Source organism: Shewanella sp. CG12_big_fil_rev_8_21_14_0_65_47_15, assembly GCF_002783505.1.
GTDB lineage: Bacteria > Pseudomonadota > Gammaproteobacteria > Enterobacterales > Shewanellaceae > Shewanella.
In genome coordinates this window covers 1-16,080 of record NZ_PFGL01000001.1, presented here as the reverse complement: position 1 = coordinate 16,080, position 16,080 = coordinate 1, and the positions used below count along the sequence as shown (strand labels likewise).

The 16,080-nt window shown below is 49.1% G+C and carries 14 protein-coding genes; 2 read left to right on the top strand and 12 right to left on the bottom strand.

The annotated features are described in order from the left end of the window. Nucleotides 1-73: 73 nt before the first annotated feature. The 12 genes from COW15_RS00070 to COW15_RS00015 form a co-directional block, all read right to left on the bottom strand. Nucleotides 74-1,057, bottom strand: a complete 984-nt coding sequence (locus COW15_RS00070) for a formate dehydrogenase subunit gamma (protein WP_293628595.1) — start codon at nucleotides 1,055-1,057, stop codon at nucleotides 74-76. 76 nt (nucleotides 1,058-1,133) lie between these two features. Next, a complete protein-coding gene (fdh3B, locus tag COW15_RS00065; protein ID WP_011624446.1) occupies nucleotides 1,134-1,703 on the bottom strand; it encodes a formate dehydrogenase FDH3 subunit beta in 570 nt (189 codons plus the stop codon). A gap of 29 nt (nucleotides 1,704-1,732) precedes the next feature. Further along, nucleotides 1,733-4,585, bottom strand: coding sequence for a molybdopterin-dependent oxidoreductase (locus COW15_RS00060; protein WP_293628594.1), 2,853 nt, complete (start codon nucleotides 4,583-4,585; stop codon nucleotides 1,733-1,735). Between the two features lie 17 nt (nucleotides 4,586-4,602). After that, complete coding sequence (locus tag COW15_RS00055; RefSeq protein ID WP_011624444.1) at nucleotides 4,603-4,803, bottom strand: twin-arginine translocation signal domain-containing protein; 201 nt, start codon at nucleotides 4,801-4,803, stop codon at nucleotides 4,603-4,605. 374 nt (nucleotides 4,804-5,177) lie between these two features. Beyond that, nucleotides 5,178-6,206 carry a formate dehydrogenase subunit gamma gene (locus COW15_RS00050; RefSeq protein ID WP_293628593.1) on the bottom strand — a complete coding sequence of 343 codons (1,029 nt, stop codon included), beginning with the start codon at nucleotides 6,204-6,206 and terminating at the stop codon, nucleotides 5,178-5,180. A 49-nt stretch (nucleotides 6,207-6,255) separates the two neighbouring features. Further along, entirely contained in the window at nucleotides 6,256-6,852 is a 597-nt protein-coding gene (gene fdh3B / locus COW15_RS00045) for a formate dehydrogenase FDH3 subunit beta (RefSeq protein ID WP_293628592.1), read from the bottom strand. 26 nt (nucleotides 6,853-6,878) lie between these two features. Beyond that, entirely contained in the window at nucleotides 6,879-9,728 is a 2,850-nt protein-coding gene (locus COW15_RS00040; protein WP_293628591.1) for a molybdopterin-dependent oxidoreductase, read from the bottom strand. Nucleotides 9,729-9,745: 17 nt separating this feature from the next. Next, complete coding sequence (locus COW15_RS00035) at nucleotides 9,746-9,943, bottom strand: twin-arginine translocation signal domain-containing protein (RefSeq protein ID WP_293628590.1); 198 nt, start codon at nucleotides 9,941-9,943, stop codon at nucleotides 9,746-9,748. 157 nt (nucleotides 9,944-10,100) lie between these two features. Beyond that, entirely contained in the window at nucleotides 10,101-10,778 is a 678-nt protein-coding gene (locus COW15_RS00030) for a molecular chaperone TorD family protein (protein ID WP_293628589.1), read from the bottom strand. Nucleotides 10,779-10,788: 10 nt separating this feature from the next. Continuing rightward, a complete protein-coding gene (locus tag COW15_RS00025) occupies nucleotides 10,789-12,450 on the bottom strand; it encodes a 4Fe-4S binding protein (protein ID WP_293628929.1) in 1,662 nt (553 codons plus the stop codon). A gap of 183 nt (nucleotides 12,451-12,633) precedes the next feature. Then, nucleotides 12,634-13,290, bottom strand: coding sequence for a DUF3306 domain-containing protein (locus COW15_RS00020; protein WP_293628588.1), 657 nt, complete (start codon nucleotides 13,288-13,290; stop codon nucleotides 12,634-12,636). Next, nucleotides 13,287-13,754 (bottom strand): DUF3305 domain-containing protein, encoded by a 468-nt coding sequence (locus COW15_RS00015; protein WP_293628587.1) that lies wholly within the window; start codon nucleotides 13,752-13,754, stop codon nucleotides 13,287-13,289. Before COW15_RS00015 ends, COW15_RS00020 begins: the two co-directional genes overlap by 4 nt. Before the next feature lie 300 nt (nucleotides 13,755-14,054). Here COW15_RS00015 and COW15_RS00010 point away from each other — a divergent pair, with 300 nt between their 5' ends. Both COW15_RS00010 and COW15_RS00005 read left to right on the top strand, forming a co-directional pair. Further along, on the top strand, nucleotides 14,055-14,951 hold the full coding sequence (locus COW15_RS00010; RefSeq protein WP_293628586.1) for a formate dehydrogenase accessory sulfurtransferase FdhD: 897 nt from the start codon (nucleotides 14,055-14,057) through the stop codon (nucleotides 14,949-14,951). 51 nt (nucleotides 14,952-15,002) lie between these two features. Continuing rightward, complete coding sequence (locus COW15_RS00005) at nucleotides 15,003-15,908, top strand: helix-turn-helix transcriptional regulator (protein WP_198781407.1); 906 nt, start codon at nucleotides 15,003-15,005, stop codon at nucleotides 15,906-15,908. Nucleotides 15,909-16,080 lie beyond the last annotated feature (172 nt).

Sequence of the window (16,080 nt, the reverse complement as noted above, 5' to 3'; positions counted from 1 at the left end):
ATTTAACACACTTATTTTACCCATAAAAAAACCTCCACAGCATGCTGTGGAGGTTTTTTGTTTTTAGCGACTTTTACTCTTTATATTTCAAAGTGCCGTTGGCTTTGATTTCGTCAAACCACAGGTTGTGATGTTGGCTTGCCCAGTTTTCATCACAATAACCAGACACCATACACTCCATACCGCCTTCTGACATCACGGTTGCCATGAAGATGTGCACGATAGAGAAAGCGCAGATCACGATAGCGCTCACTGAGTGCAGTACCAGTGCGATCAAGCTTAAGGTACGGCTTGGTTCGAAAAGATTTGGGAACAGTAACAACATGCCCGAGGCTGAAATCACTAATCCAAACAGGGCAAAGGCCCAGAACCACATTTTCTCACCAGCGTTAGCAAAACCTGCGTCAGGGTGCTTACCTTTGAAGGGACCAAAGTTGATGTAACCACCGACAACCAGGAACCACTTCACATCGTACATTTTTGGCAGCTGGTTCTTCGTCCATAACACTGTCATCAATGCCCAGCCGAGCATAAACGGAATCGCCATCACATCGTGGATTTGCTTAGCGCCATAAACGATGGCTTCCCAGATGCCTTCGCCTAACCAAGGTTGGAAGAAGAAACGACCCGCTAATAAGGTTAAGCCCGTTAAAATCAACATTAAGCACGGGATCGCGCCTAACCAGTGGATTGAAACGTCAAACTTTGACCAGCGATGCACTAGTTTGCCCGAAAAACCATGGTGTAGCTTGGAGATGCCGTTCACCTTGATAAATAAGACAAAGATAATGATCATGCCGAATAACGCCGCCATTAAGGCCGGCGCCAACCAGTCGCTACGCAGCTTCAGCACACGCAGATCATAGGTATTGATCGGCTGTGCGTGGAACTCGCTTTGGGAGGTAGTGTATCCCGTGGCGCCGTCCTTCAGCTGTGCCCAAATTTGGGCATCAGAGGCTTGAGGTTGGAGCGCCTGTTCATCACCACCATTGGCTAGACACACGGCACTAAACAGCAGTGCTATGGCTAAACCTATGTGTTTGAACCATTTGTTCATCATACATCCTCTCTCGCTTAGTGGCGCCTGCTAGCAGGCGCCAAGCTAAGTCTGTGGACAGATCCTGTGACCTGAATTAATTCCAAGCCGCGTTTTTAGCGCCACGGTAAGCCACACGCTCACGGAAGATGCTAGAAACCACTTCTGCATCACCCGCTAACAGGGCCTTAGTCGCACAGAGTTCTGCGCACATTGGCAGTTTGCCTTCGGCAATACGGTTTGAACCGTACTTCTGGCGCTCTGCCTCTGAGTGGTTTTCTTCTGGGCCGCCGGCACAGAAGGTACATTTATCCATCTTACCGCGGCTACCAAAGGCACCTTTTTTCGGGAACTGTGGTGCGCCAAATGGACAGGCGTACAAGCAGTAACCGCAACCAATACAGGCATCTTTGTTGTGTAGCACTATGCCGTCTTCGGTTTTGTAGAAGCAGTTTGCTGGGCAAACCGCCATACATGGCGCGTCGGAGCAATGCATACAGGCGACAGAGATTGAGGCTTCACCGGGTTGACCATCGTTGATAGTCACCACGCGGCGGCGTTGGATACCCCACTCGAGAGCGGAGTCGTTTTCGTTTTTACATGCGGTGACACAGCCGTTACATTCGATGCAGCGCTTGGTATCACACAAAAATTTCATTGTAGCCATAGTGGCAATTCTCCTAGCTTAAGCTGCACTTATGCTTTAACGATCTGACAGAGCGACGCTTTGGTTTCCTGCATCTGAGTCACAGGATCATAACCATAGGTCAGTGCCGTGTTAGCGGATTCACCGATAACGTAAGGCACTGTGCCCTCAGGGTAGTTAGGCGCTAAGCTTTCACCGTGCATCACACCCGCAAAGTGGTATGGCATAAAGGTCACACCCGGTTTAACCCGTGGCGTTACCAGAGCTTGTACTTTAATGCGGCCACCTTCGGCGCCCTCTAACCACACAAACTCGCCGTTGCGAATACCGCGGTCGGCAGCATCCGCTGGGCTTATTTCAACAAACATTTCCTGTTGAAGCTCAGCCAGCCATGGGTTAGAACGAGATTCTTCACCACCACCTTCGTATTCCACTAAACGACCAGAGGTCAGTACCAGTGGGTATTTGCCGCTTAAGTCTTTGTCTTGGATAGACTTGTACAGTGTTGGCAGACGGTGTACCTGCATATCGTCGTAGGTTGGGTACTTGGATACTAAGTCACGACGTGCTGTGTATAACGGCTCGCGGTGAACTGGTACTTGATCAGGGAAAGTCCAAACGATACAACGGGCTTTGGCGTTACCAAAGGGAATACAGCCGTGTTTGATTGCCACGCGCACGATACCGCCTGATAAGTCGGTCTTCCAGTTGCGGCCTTCGGCTTCGGCTTTTTCTGCCGCAGTCAGATCATCCCACCAACCGAGTTGCTTGAGCAGCTTGTCGGTAAATTCTGGGTAACCGTCTTGGATCTCGGCACCTTTAGAGAAAGAGCCTTCAGCCAGCAGGTTTTTACCATTGTATTCAACACCATAACGAGCACGGAAGTTACCACCACCGTCTTTAACGTGTTTGGATTGGTTATACAGAATTTGGGTTCCAGGGTGTTTCGCCTCAGGTGTACCCCAACATGGCCAAGGTAAACCATAGGTTTCACCCTTCGCTGGGCCGCCAGCGGCCTCGAGCGTCTTATTGCTGAAAGTGCCCCAGTTTTGGGTGTGCAGCTTGATACGCTCTGGGCTTTGGCCTGTCATACCGATAGTCCACATGCCGCGGTTGATTTCGCGGGTGATGTCTTCGATAACGGGTAAGCCGTTTTCTTTGGCGATACGTTTAGTGTATTGCTCGGCGATACCGAGTTTTTGCGCTAAACGGTACATGATTTCGATGTCGGTTTTTGACTCGAATAAAGGTTGGATAACCTGCTCACGCCATTGGATAGAACGGCCTGAGTTAGACACTGAACCTTGAGTTTCAAACTGAGTCGCAGCAGGTAACAGATACACGCCATTCTTACGACGGTGCATCACACCCGCCATCGTTGGGAATGGGTCGACAACCACAACTGTGTCCATCTTGTCTAAGGCATCACGCACTTCACGTTGACGGGTTTCAGTGTTGACCGATTGACCCCAGAAGAAGGCCATACGGATATTGTCTTTCTGTGCCAGTTTGCTCTTGTCTTCTAACACGCCATCGTGCCAGCGAGAACAAGGAATACCGGGTGTAGTCATAGGATCTTTGCCTAAATAGGCGTTTTGATCGAAACGGCTCTTCACCCACTCCATATCCAGATCCCACACATGGGTCCAGTGAGTCCAAGCGGCAGAGGTTAAACCGTAGTAGCCTGGCAGGTTGTCGAATAACAGACCTAAGTCAGTCGCGCCCTGTACGTTATCGTGACCACGGAAAATGTTAGTACCGCCGCCAGAAACGCCCATGTTGCCTAGGGCTAATTGCAAAATACAGTAAGCGCGGGTGTTCGCGTTACCGACGTGGTGTTGAGTACCACCCATACACCAAATAACGGTACCTGGACGGTTTTCAGCCATCAGTTTAGCCGCTTGATAAACATCGGCTTCACTCACACCAGTGATATTCGCCACTTCTTTAGGTGGGAATTTTTTCGCTTCTTCACGGATAGTTTCCATCTCGAATACGCGCTGTTGGATAAAGGTCTTATCTTCCCAACCGTTTTCGAAAATATGCCATAACATACCGTAGATAAAGGGAATGTCGGTACCTGGGCGGATCGCGCAGTGCAGATCTGAGTGCGCCGCAGTGCGGGAGAAACGGGGATCAACGACGATGATTTTCGCGTTGTTTTTCTCTTTGGCGATCAGAATATGTTGCATAGAAACTGGATGTGCTTCCGCTGGGTTGGCCCCGATCAGGAAGATAGCATTGGCATTCTGAATGTCGTTGAATGAGTTAGTTTGCGCACCGTAACCCCAAGTGTTAGCAACACCGGCTACCGTGGTAGAGTGACAAATACGAGCCGAGTGGTCGATGTTGTTTGTACCCCACATGGCCGCCAGTTTGCGGTACATATAGCAGCCTTCGTTAGAGAACTTAGCGCTACCCATGAAGTACACTGAGTCTGGGCCGGATTCTTTACGAATGTTGAGCATTTGGTCGCCCACTTCGTTAATCGCATCTTCCCAAGAGATTTTTTTCCACTTGCCATCAACCAATTTCATTGGGTATTTCAGGCGTTTTTCACCGTGGCCATGCTCACGCAGTGCAGCACCCTTAGCGCAGTGACCGCCGGCATTGAATGGGTGATCGAATGCGGGTTCTTGACCCGTCCACACGCCATTTTGCACTTCGGCATACAGACCACAACCGACGGCGCAGGCACTACAAATCGTACGTTTAACTTCGATTGGCGCGTCGTGTGGCACATCTTTGGCTTCTGCGCGGCGCATCATGCCTGTGCCCATCAGAGAAGCGGCTGCGATACCACCGGTGGCAATACCTGCTTGCTTCATAAATTGACGACGGCTAATGCCTAACGTCGGTTTGTCGGCCACTGTGGCGACATCGGACTTGCGAGTTAACTTCATCGCTGACTTCTCCTAGATTAGCTACGCAGGCTATCGTAATAGCTGATAATGTGCGCAGTTTCGTGGTAACCCTTAGGCTCTTTGGTTGTTACCTTGCTGCTCTCGCTGGCTTGGGCTGCGCTCATGCCAGTTGCGGCAATGGCGGCGCCGGCAACGCTGCCAACTGTGAGCGCTTTAAGCAAAGAACGGCGAGATAAATCGCTAGGTTGTTGCTTCATGCTGACTCCTGAAATAGGGGTTATGGTTCTTGGGATGGCGCGGCTTTCCGAGGGATATAACTTGTTATCAAAAAGTGAAGATTAGAGGTGGAAAAGATAATGAAATCATCTTGTTTGCCGTTAATCATCGCGCGTGCCGGCACTATAATGGGAAAGGATTGGGGCGGAATTGATCTAGAACAGTTTGCGACCCTGAAATGGCGGCCTGTAATGCAAAAGCGTTAACTTGCTCATAGTTTGTATAGCTGTATGGGCGCAGGAGATAGCGGGGTTATTTGTACTAATGTTAATTCTTTGTTTCTGTTGATCTTCTACCATAAAAAAACACCCCGCAGTGCGAGGTGTTTTTATCGGATTAAAGCATCACGCTTTAGTTAGTCTTTATAACGCAGACTGCCATTCTCTTTGATTTCGTCATACCAGAGATTGTGGTGCTGGATTGCCCAGTTTTCATCACAATAGCCTGACTTCATGCACTCCATGCCGCCTTCGCTGAGCACGGTCGCCATCCAGATATGCACAATAGTAAAGGCAATTAGGATAACGGCGCTGATCGCGTGGATCAGCAGTGCACCCATAGAAGCTTCACGGGGTAAGTCGAGGCCTGGTAGTACTAACATGATGCCAGAGACACTGATAAATAACCCGAATAGGGTCAATGTCCAGAACCACATTTTCTCACCCGCGTTGGCAAAACCACTGTCGGGGTGCTTACCTTTGAAGGGACCAAAGTTGATATAGCCCCCGACCACTAAAAACCATTTAAGATCGTACATCTTGAAGGTTTGTAGTGGCATCCATTTCACCACGCAGACAATCCAAGCCGCGATAAAGATGGGACCCGCCCAATCGTGGATAGTTTTGCTGCCGTAGATCAATGGCGCCCAAAGATCGGGCCCTAACATTGGCTGCACTACATGTTTACCGAGCATAATGGTTAAGCCAGTAAACATTAGCGCTAGGCAACTGATTGCCATGATCCAGTGGATCCACAGATCCGCCTTTGACCAACGCGCAACCATCTTACCCGAGAAGCCGTGGCTGAGTCTTGAGGGACCATTAACCAGGTAAAACAATAAGAAAGCACCGAAAACGCCCGTAACGGCTAAGGCCATAATCGGGGTGATGTACTGATTTCTCAGTTCTTTACCTTGGTTGCCGGCAACATTAATCAACACCCCAGTTTCTACGCCTTTGGCCGTGGTATAGCCGGCATCGCCTGCTTTTACCGCGCGCCAAAGATCGGCATCACTGGTTTGCGCTTTCGCCTGTTGTTGACTCGATTGCTGATCGCTTGCGTACACTGGGCTTGCGCTCATTACTGAACCTAGACCCAATCCCATCACGAGTACCATCAGAGCAAACAGACTACGCAGTGATTTGTTGAACTGTTTGTTTAACATTGTCACTCCTTGCCAGAGGTTAGGGATCACTCCCTAACCCTCGCTCTGCTTAGTTAATCTCACCTGTTTTGGGGTTGTAGCCCCAAATCACGTTAGGATTGCCTCGAGAGGCCGTACGTTGACGGTAAATGTTTGATACCACTTCCGCATCACCCGCAAGCAGCGCTTTGGTTGCACAAAGCTCTGCACACATAGGTAGCTTGCCTTCGGCAATACGGTTGGCGCCGTATTTTTTATGCTCGGCTTCGGAGAAGGTTTCCTCTGGGCCACCGGCACAGAAAGTACACTTATCCATTTTGCCGCGACTACCAAAGGCGGTCTTTTTCGGAAATTGTGGTGCACCAAACGGACAAGCATAGAAGCAATAGCCACAACCGATACAGGTATCTTTGTTGTGCAGCACTATGCCATCGTCGGTGCGGTAGAAACAATCTGCCGGACATACGGCCATACAAGGAGCATCGGTACAGTGCATACATGCCACTGAAATCGAGGCTTCACCGGGTTGACCATCGTTAATCGTCACCACGCGGCGACGTTGGATACCCCACTCGAGAGCGGAGTCGTTTTCGTTTTTACATGCAGTGACGCAACCGTTACACTCGATGCAGCGTTTGGTGTCACATAGAAATTTCATGACTGCCATAATGGCTTATCTCCTCATCAAGTAGGTTAGGCTTTGCTGATTTGGCAGAGGCTGGACTTAGTTTCTTGCATCTGAGTCACAACATCGTAGCCATAGGTTAAAATGGTGTTTGCCGATTCTCCTACCACGTAAGGCACTGTACCTTCAGGATAGTTTTTCGCGAGACTTTCACCTTCAAACATCCCAGCAAAGTGGTATGGCATAAAGCATTCACCGGCAATAACGCGCGGTGTGACCATAGCCTTAACCGTGATTTTGGCGCCCTCAGGGCCATGAACAAAGACATTGTCACCGTCACGAATACCACGGTCTGCAGCGTCAGCCGGGTTCATCTCGATGAACATTTCCTGCTGCAGCTCTGCAAGCCAAGGGTTAGAACGGGTTTCTTCGCCACCGCCTTCGTACTCCACTAGGCGGCCCGATGTGAGCGCCAGAGGGAAGTCTTTAGCAAAGTCCTTGTCTTGAATAGACTTATACAGTGTTGGTAAACGCGCAACCATACGGTCTTCATAGGTTGGGTACTTGGCGACTAAGTCACGACGAGGCGTGTAGAGTGGTTCACGATGTTTCGGGATATCATCTGGGAAAGTCCAAACGATACAACGGGCTTTCGCATTACCAAATGGAATGCAGCCATGCTTGATCGCCACGCGCTGGATGCCACCGGAAATATCAGTTTTCCAGTTTTTGCCTTCGGCGCGTTGTTTCTCTGCATCTGTGAGTTCATCCCACCAACCGAGTTGCTTGAGCATGTCGGCGGAAAACTCAGGGTAACCATCTTGAATTTCACTGCCCTTGGAGTAAGTTCCCTCGGCAAGAATGTTGACGCCATCGTGCTCAACACCGTAACGGGCGCGGAAGTTACCGCCACCGTCTTTCACGTGTTTTGATTGATCGTACAGGATTTGGGTGCCAGGATGTTTCATCTCTGGCGTGCCCCAACATGGCCAAGGTAAACCGTAGGTTTCACCTTTGGCTGGGCCGCCGGGAGCTTCTAAGCTGTCAGCATCAAAAGTACCCCAGTTTTCTTGGTGCATTTTCAAACGCTCAGGGCTTTGCCCCGTATAACCGATAGTCCACATACCTGTGTTAAATTCACGGGTGATATCTTCAATTAAAGGTTCTTCACCATTGACTTTGATATGTTTAAACAGCTCTTGATCTATCCCAACCTTCTTCGCGAGTTTGTACATAATTACGTGGTCTGGCAGGGACTCAAACAGTGGCTCGATGACTTTGGAGCGCCATTGTACAGAGCGGTTAGTGGCAGAAACCGAACCGTAGGTTTCAAACTGGGTCGCGGCGGGTAGCAGATACACACCGTCCTGACGTTGGTGCATCACACCTGCCATGGTTGGGAAAGGATCGACAACGACAACGGTATCCATCTTGTTTAACGCTTCACGCACTTCGCGGCCACGGGTCTCAGTGTTGACCGATTGTCCCCAGAAGAACGCCAGACGAATGTTGTCTTTTTGCGCTATCTTTGATTTATCTTCTAACACGCCATCGTGCCAGCGCGAACAAGGAATACCCGTTGAGGTTTGTGGTTTTTGACCTAAGTATTCGCCTTGGTCGAAACGACTCGCCACCCATTTAGGATCTAAGTCCCATACATTTGACCAGTGTGCCCAAGCGCCCGTCGTTAAACCGTAGTAACCGGGTAAGTTATCGAATAACAAGCCAAAGTCGGTTGCGCCTTGCACGTTATCGTGGCCACGGAAGATGTTAGTGCCACCACCAGAAACCCCCATGTTGCCAAGGGCTAACTGTAGAATACAGTATGAACGGGTGTTAGCATTACCCACGTGGTGTTGAGTACCACCCATACACCAAACGATAGTGCCGGGTTTGGTTTCGGCCATCATCTTGGCGATGCGGTACATTTGTGCCTTAGGCACGCCTGCAACCAGTTCAACCTCTTCTGGGGTGTATTTTTTGGCTTCTTCGCGGATACGATCCATGCCATAGACGCGGTGCTTGATAAACTCTTTATCTTCCCAGCCATTTTCAAATATGTGCCATAACAGGCCATAAATGAAGGGAATATCTGTGCCGGGGCGAATATGCACGTACTCGTCGGATTTAGCCGCAGTACGGGTGAAACGGGGATCGACAACGATGATTTTAGCGCCGCGTTCTTTACCAATCAAAATATGTTGCATGGCAACTGGGTGTGCTTCACTTGGATTTGACCCAATAAACATGATGCACTTTGAGTTGCGAATATCGTTGATTGAGTTAGTTTGCGCACCGTAACCCCAAGTGTTAGCAACACCGGCTACCGTGGTAGAGTGACAAATACGGGCTGAGTGGTCGACGTTGTTCGTGCCCCACAGTGCCGCTAATTTGCGATATAAATAGGCTTGTTCGTTAGAAAACTTGGCACTACCCATAAAGTAGACTGAATCAGGACCAGACTCTTGACGAATCGCTGCCATCTTATCGCCGACTTCAGTAATCGCTTGATCCCAAGAGATCTTTTTCCATTTACCGCCCTCTAACTTCATCGGGTATTTCAGGCGTTTTTCACCGTGGCCATGTTCACGTAGCGCCGCACCTTTGGCACAGTGCCCACCTTGGTTGAAGGGATGATCGAATGCGGGTTCTTGTCCTGTCCACACGCCGTTTTGCACTTCAGCATAGATACCACAACCCACGGCGCAGTGGGAGCAAATGGTACGTTTGACTTCAGTTGGGGCATTGTGGGGGATATCTTTAGCTTCTGCTTTACGCATCATGCCTGTGCCCAGCATAGATGCTGCGGCGATACCACCGGTGGCAAGACCTGCGGATTTTAAGAATTGGCGACGATTAAGACCTAGGGCGGGCGCTTTAGGCTCAACAACCTGGTCTGTTTTGCGGGTTAATCGCATCACATACTCTCCTCTCGTTAGTTTTTAAGCGACGCATAGTAACTACGAATATGGTCGGTTTCGCGATAGTTCTCGCTCTTAGGTTCGGTAGGGGCGACCGTTGGCGTTGAGGCTAATGCCTGACCGCTCACAGTGGCTACCGCCCCCGCCGCACTGCCCAGCGCCAATGCTTTAAGCAGTTGGCGACGGCCCATGTCGGAAGCTTGCTTCTTCATAGTGTCTCCTTGTGTTACTAGATAAGGTGGTACAAGCGTGACCACCTCGGTTATTGCGAAAGCTTAGGCTTTCTTTCTTCTGTCTAAGGTGAATGTGCTCACCTTTGTACAAAAACATGGCAAGTGGAACCAAAGCGCATAGTGCGCGCTATCGGGTCTAGTTAACGAATTCCACTTGTTTTTCTAAATCACTTGTGGCCGGTTGTAAGTCGGCACTGCCCGGGCAATTGACGGGGATATCTAAACTCAATTGCTCAAACGCGCTGGCTTCCATCTCGAAAAAGGCTTTTGCCAGCTGTGCAACCGTGGCGTAAAACGCCGCACTTGGCGCCTTGGCTAAATTGTCACAGAAACGGCCGATCCAACTACCGATATGGCGCTGGTAAAAGGAGAGTTGGCGATAACTCGGTGCTTCTAAAATCAGAGTCCCCATGACTTCACACAGGGCGGCAACATGATCTTCGGGTTCTTTGACATTGTCTTCGCGCTCAAACCCCAATTGCATTAAGTCTTGGCGCAGCAGCGCTAGGGGTTTATCCATTAATGAGCCTGTCATAAACCAACTGCCATAGGGCAAGATCTCACCACAACCCACGCCGAGGAATAGGGCAAAATATTCGTCTTCTAGCTGTTCACTGCTGAACTGTTGCGCCGCGAGCTGCAGGGATAGCCAAGCCTTGGTCATCTCGTTGTCTTCATTGGCATCGATTTCAAGATTAGCCAAAAAGTGCAGCAATTCAGGGCTGGGATGGCGGCGTAATAGGGCGGCTAACAGTTGATAGATATCGGCTCTCAACTGATCGTTTTCTGAAACTTGTCTTACTGATTCGGTCATAGCGGATCTCTTATCGCAGTTGCTTTTCAGGATCTTGAAGAATGTCTTCAAACATGTCTTTTACCCGGCAGTCGCCACACATCTTCAAGCGCTCGATATTGGCTGAAAATGCGCTGTGTGCACCGACCATATCCAGCATCCGATGCACCATAGATTGGGTCGCAAAAGGAGCGCCGCAGCGAATGCATTCGAAGGGAGCTTCTTCTTTCAGGGTGTGTTGTTGCTGACGGGCAGCTTTATCAAAATTAATTTGCGGAGTTAGGCTAATCACTTTCTCAGGACAGGCCGCCTCACATAAACCACATTGCACACAGTTTTGTTCAATGAAGTGTAGCGCAGGTTTGTCGCCACCATCCTGTAATGCCATGGTTGGGCAAATTGCCACGCAGGACATACAGAGAGTGCATTTCTCGACATTGACGCTGACTTTGCCAAAGGGGATGTTGCTGAGCCCCAGACAAGTATCGATTTCACCCGCTTGGCTATTGAGGTGGTCTATCGCCTCAAATAGTGTGTTGCGTTTGGTGGTCGAGGCAAATGCAGCCGGCACGATCACGGGCCAATCTAAACTGATATCGAGCATTGGATGTAAATTACTAAGCATGCTCGGATCGATAAGGCTGATACGTTGCGGCTGGCCCATCTCATCTAAAATACTGTTGGCTAACGAAAGTTCGCCTTTAAGCATTTGCGTTAGGGTTGGTGCCGTCGCGTCGGTGTTGAGGACTAACACTTGGCGCGCGCCCCAAGCGAGGACCGACAGCCAATGATCTAGGCTAGCAACGGTTATTTCTTCAAGGGCGACGGGAATGATGTCACCGGCTAACTCTGCGGTAATAAAGTCGGCGCCGACGGCATTGTCGTGGAACAAGATCACCGGTGCGGTTTGGGCTTGCTCGCGGAAGCGGCTGACGATTTTATTCAGGTATGAGTGTAAAGCCTGTGGCGTCGGTAAGTCGTAACTGATAGCACCCGTTGGGCAAGCGCTGGTACAACTGCCCGCGCCGTGGCAAAGATAGGGGTCGATTTCAATTTTCTTTGCGATACTGCTGATCGCATCGGCTGGGCAGAAGTTAAGGCAACGATTACAACCATTAATGCCATTGCGATCGTGGGCACATAGATCGGCATTGATTTTCACGTAGCGCGGTTTATCAAATTGGCCGACTAATTCAGGAATTTGCGCAAGCGCATCTTCGAGTTTCGCGGCGTCTTGGCCTACGTAGAAATAACCGGGTGGCAGCATTTCTAAGTTCAAGCAAGCTGTGCTGCTCAAATCGAGCACTATATCGAAATGGGGTTTGCGAATGGCAACTAAACTGAGTTCGGCCGCGCCATCTTGATGTTCAACACTGACTTGGAATTGGCCTAAAAAGCCTTTTACGCCAATGAGTTTGTTGTAGTAGCTTTCGACAGCGGTTGCCGCCGCCATCACGCGTTCGAGGTGGGCTTCATCCTGACTGGTAATCGCTTCGTTAGCCAAAATCACTCGACTTGCCATAGTGGACAATTTGTCCGCGGCTAGGCGTGCAAGATCCTCTGGACCGATAATGAGCACAGTACCCTCGGTGGCGTAACTCACCGTGGGTGGGATCAGATTCTGTAAAATCTGTGTCTGTGCTAACACATGTTGCCGCACTTGTTTGAGTGCGTCTTGGTTTTGATTGGTTATCAAATGAGTGCTCACATTGCGTTCCTGAACAGTACTTTGGCTGTTCCTTTAGCTGTATCACTGCAGATTTAGGCGGTAATTTGATAGTAAGTCATTGCCTTTTCTGCTTTTATCTAAGTTTTATCCCTTAGCACAGCAATTCACATACCAAAGTTATGGACATAAAAATTAGCTAAACTGACATTAAACAACTGGCTTTTGCACTTGCGCTGAGGGCTCTGGTGCATTTTGGGGTAGGTCATCAGTCTCCCCATCCAAATTGTCCGCAATCGTAGCTGTTGCTAATTCGGTTTCGACATCACTGTTTTTTGATTCCATTGCATTTTCTGGGACGTTTGACGCCACATTTTCGGCTAAGATCGACTCTTCGTCTGATTCATTGCTGTCTTTGGTGATATAACGAAATACTTTCTGTGCCAATTCGGCTGAAACTTCGGGGCTGAGCTTAGGCTGATTGCTGTAGTCGAGCGCATACTCTAAAAGGCCATCTATCTCATTGAAATGTGGTTGTTTCCATAGTGCACGCAGGGCTGCTGTTTTTGCAGCAGGGTCAACATTGGTCCCCATAAAGCTGGCAAAGCTACCGCCAATTTCGATCTCTTCAGGATTAGGCAGATCTTCAGCCGTTAGAATGCGGTTTGGCTCGTCCAATGGTTGTTGTATTGTAACTGTGTCGGCTGTGATGCTAGCCCCGACTTCGGACTCAGACTCAACGGGAGGTGCAGAAAGGATTGTCTGTGGTTGTTTGAGCGAGAGTGCGGCTTCCTCTGCGGTAACTTGTTCACGGCGCTGAGTCCAACGACTCAAAAAACCACTGGCTTTAGGTGCTGTGTCAGTCATGTATCACTCCGCAAAGGATCGCGACTCGGGCCTTGATTATTGCGTCCATCGACATGCTTACGACGATAGGCTGCAATTTCGACTTCGCCATACTGAGTGATAAAAGCTTCTATCCAACAGGCAATCGCCTCTGGCATGGGCATATTAATCACGGGAGTGTTGCCCTCGAGACATCCCGCCGCGACGTTTTGATCCGCAGAGAGTAAAGCTGGCACCCAAGTACCGTCTGCCTTTTCATCGCAGACTAAGTACAACATGGCATTATCCATATCGAGATTGATGCGATAGCTAGCGCGCTCATCCTTATGCAGCTCAAGTAACACTAAGGTTGAGCCTTTGGGAGCTTCGTGGGTAGCTGGGAGTAAGTGCTCAATTTCCCACTGTACTGAAGTCCAGCGGCCAATCAGTTTCTCTACTTTTCGGAGTGAAACGTACATGGGCCAAACACTCGTTGTATGTTGCATTGTGTCTCCGTTTCAACTGAGTTGGCGAACGCTCCATTAAATTGCGGATCGTTTTCACCAACAAACTAGGATAAAAGGTCACTGCAATATTGGTGCCAGCAAACATGGGGTATTAGTTTGAAGTAGATCATCAAAATAAGCATAAGCTTGAGACATTTTGTCTAGTTGGTCATTTTGTCTGGGACATAAACGTCCAAGTGTTTAGCCTGAATTGCGGCAGATCACGCATTTAACCCCTAGTTTTATACCTAGGTACAAATATTGCTATGCTCTGGCCATCATTCGTTAAGCGGTAGCACTATGAGTTCTGATAACAGCACTAGCCTAGACAAGCAGTTACATGCAGATAATGGCCATTTGCCAGCAAGGCGTCAGTTTACTTTCGTTAAAACCCAGGCCGAAGTGCCATTAACTATTGCCGTAAAAGCCGTCGATGAAACCGGGGAAATACTGGATAAGTTTGTTGCCTGTGAGCGGCCTCTTACGGTTTATTTGAACTGGCGCCCGATAGTCACGCTGATGACCCTAGGTGCAAAACCTGAGTCACTGGCATTAGGTTATCTTAAGAACCAAGGCTTTATTTCGGATGTGAGCCTATTGGACTCTGTTATTGTCGATTGGGATGTGAGTTCTGCGGCAGTGATCACCCGTGAACAAACCGCCGATCTCGATGAGAAACTCGCTGAAAAAACAGTGACCTCAGGTTGTGGTCAAGGCACGGTTTACGGCAGTTTTATGCAAGACTTGGATGATATTCGCTTACCAATTCCTCAGCTTAAGCAAAGCACACTGTACAGCCTGCTGAAAAATATCAATGAATATAATGAAACCTATAAAAATGCTGGGGCTGTGCATGGCTGTGGCTTGTGCGAAGCGGACCAAATCAGAGCGTTTGTGGAGGATGTAGGTCGCCACAATGCAGTAGATACACTAGCGGGTGATATGTGGCTGGCGCAGGATCGCGGTGATAACAAAATTTTCTACACAACTGGGCGCTTAACCTCAGAGATGGTGATTAAAGTCGCTAAGATGGGGATTCCTGTCTTGCTATCTCGCAGTGGTGTCACCCAAATGGGATTGGAGCTAGCGCAGCAATTAGGGATTACCATTATCGCCCGTGCTAAGGGACGGCATTTTTTAGTCTATCACGGCAGTGAGAATCTTGAGTTTGATGCGAATACCTGCTCAACAAACTGATCTGCAATATAGGTATAGAACTAACAGTGAATCGAAGGATAAGGACACAAGATGACTTCTGCCAGTGAATTGGTCTACATGAGTGCGAAGCAGGTGGCCGAGTATTTAGATCTTAATGAGAAAAAAGTCTACGCCATGGCGAATGATAGGATCCTGCCCGCCACTAAAATTACCGGTAAATGGCTATTTCCCAAGGTATTGATTGACCGTTGGGTAATGGATTCATGCCATAGTGGCATGCTTACCGACCGTTTATTGATCACTGGCAGTGATGATCCACTCTTATCTATGCTAGTTGCACGTTTAATGGCGCAGGTCGGTAGTCGTGAACTCATTAGCTATAGTGCAACGGGCTCGCGTCTTGGCTTAGAGTTGCTGGCAAAGGGATATGCCGATGTGTGCACTTTACATTGGGGGAGTATGGAGGATCGAAATATTCGCCATCCCGCATTGCTTAAAGGTTATAACAACCACCAACAGTGGATCATGGTGCACGGCTATTCCCGTCAACAAGGATTAATCATGCGTGCCGATATGCACCACAGATGCCAAGAGGAAGATAAAGTGGCCAGCATGCCTTGGCGTTGGGTGAGCCGTCAGGGAGGGGCTGGGAGTCAGCAACACTTAGAGCATTGGTTATTAAAGCAGGGCGCGCGTTTAGATCAGCTCAATGTCGTGCTCACCGCCTATAGTGAACGTGAACTTGCGGGGTATATTGCCAGAGGTGATGCGGATATCGGTTTTGGTTGTCAATCGGTGGCTTTGGAGAGTGGCTTAAGCTTCGTGCCACTCATAAAAGAGTCATTCGATTTCGTTATGCCGCAAAGCATTTACTTTCGCCGACAGCTACAACAACTCTTTACTATGTTAGCGGGCGGGCACGCAAGGCAAATGGCGGCGCTACTCGGCGGCTATGATCTTACCGACTGCGGACAATTACTCTGGAGTGCAAGTTAAGCTCTTCGTTCAATTCCTCCTAAATTTAAGCACCATTGGACAGCCTCTTACCTTATATAAGCATATAAAAGTGATCAGCAGCGCCTTAAAAATAAGCTTTTGTGGATAAGTCTGGGGGTAACAAGTGGGTATGGTGTGGCTAGTGTAGATAATTAGAATTAAATGCAAAAAT

Bases quoted from the DNA above. Each gene is read 5' to 3' on its own strand.
- COW15_RS00070 (WP_293628595.1), bottom strand. From the start codon at position 1,057: ATGAACAAATGGTTCAAACACATAGGTTTAGCCATAGCACTGCTGTTT.
- fdh3B (WP_011624446.1), bottom strand. From the start codon at position 1,703: ATGGCTACAATGAAATTTTTGTGTGATACCAAGCGCTGCATCGAATGT.
- COW15_RS00060 (WP_293628594.1), bottom strand. From the start codon at position 4,585: ATGAAGTTAACTCGCAAGTCCGATGTCGCCACAGTGGCCGACAAACCG.
- COW15_RS00055 (WP_011624444.1), bottom strand. From the start codon at position 4,803: ATGAAGCAACAACCTAGCGATTTATCTCGCCGTTCTTTGCTTAAAGCG.
- COW15_RS00050 (WP_293628593.1), bottom strand. From the start codon at position 6,206: ATGTTAAACAAACAGTTCAACAAATCACTGCGTAGTCTGTTTGCTCTG.
- fdh3B (WP_293628592.1), bottom strand. From the start codon at position 6,852: ATGGCAGTCATGAAATTTCTATGTGACACCAAACGCTGCATCGAGTGT.
- COW15_RS00040 (WP_293628591.1), bottom strand. From the start codon at position 9,728: ATGCGATTAACCCGCAAAACAGACCAGGTTGTTGAGCCTAAAGCGCCC.
- COW15_RS00035 (WP_293628590.1), bottom strand. From the start codon at position 9,943: ATGAAGAAGCAAGCTTCCGACATGGGCCGTCGCCAACTGCTTAAAGCA.
- COW15_RS00030 (WP_293628589.1), bottom strand. From the start codon at position 10,778: ATGACCGAATCAGTAAGACAAGTTTCAGAAAACGATCAGTTGAGAGCC.
- COW15_RS00020 (WP_293628588.1), bottom strand. From the start codon at position 13,290: ATGACTGACACAGCACCTAAAGCCAGTGGTTTTTTGAGTCGTTGGACT.
- COW15_RS00015 (WP_293628587.1), bottom strand. From the start codon at position 13,754: ATGCAACATACAACGAGTGTTTGGCCCATGTACGTTTCACTCCGAAAA.
- COW15_RS00010 (WP_293628586.1), top strand. From the start codon at position 14,055: ATGAGTTCTGATAACAGCACTAGCCTAGACAAGCAGTTACATGCAGAT.
- COW15_RS00005 (WP_198781407.1), top strand. From the start codon at position 15,003: ATGACTTCTGCCAGTGAATTGGTCTACATGAGTGCGAAGCAGGTGGCC.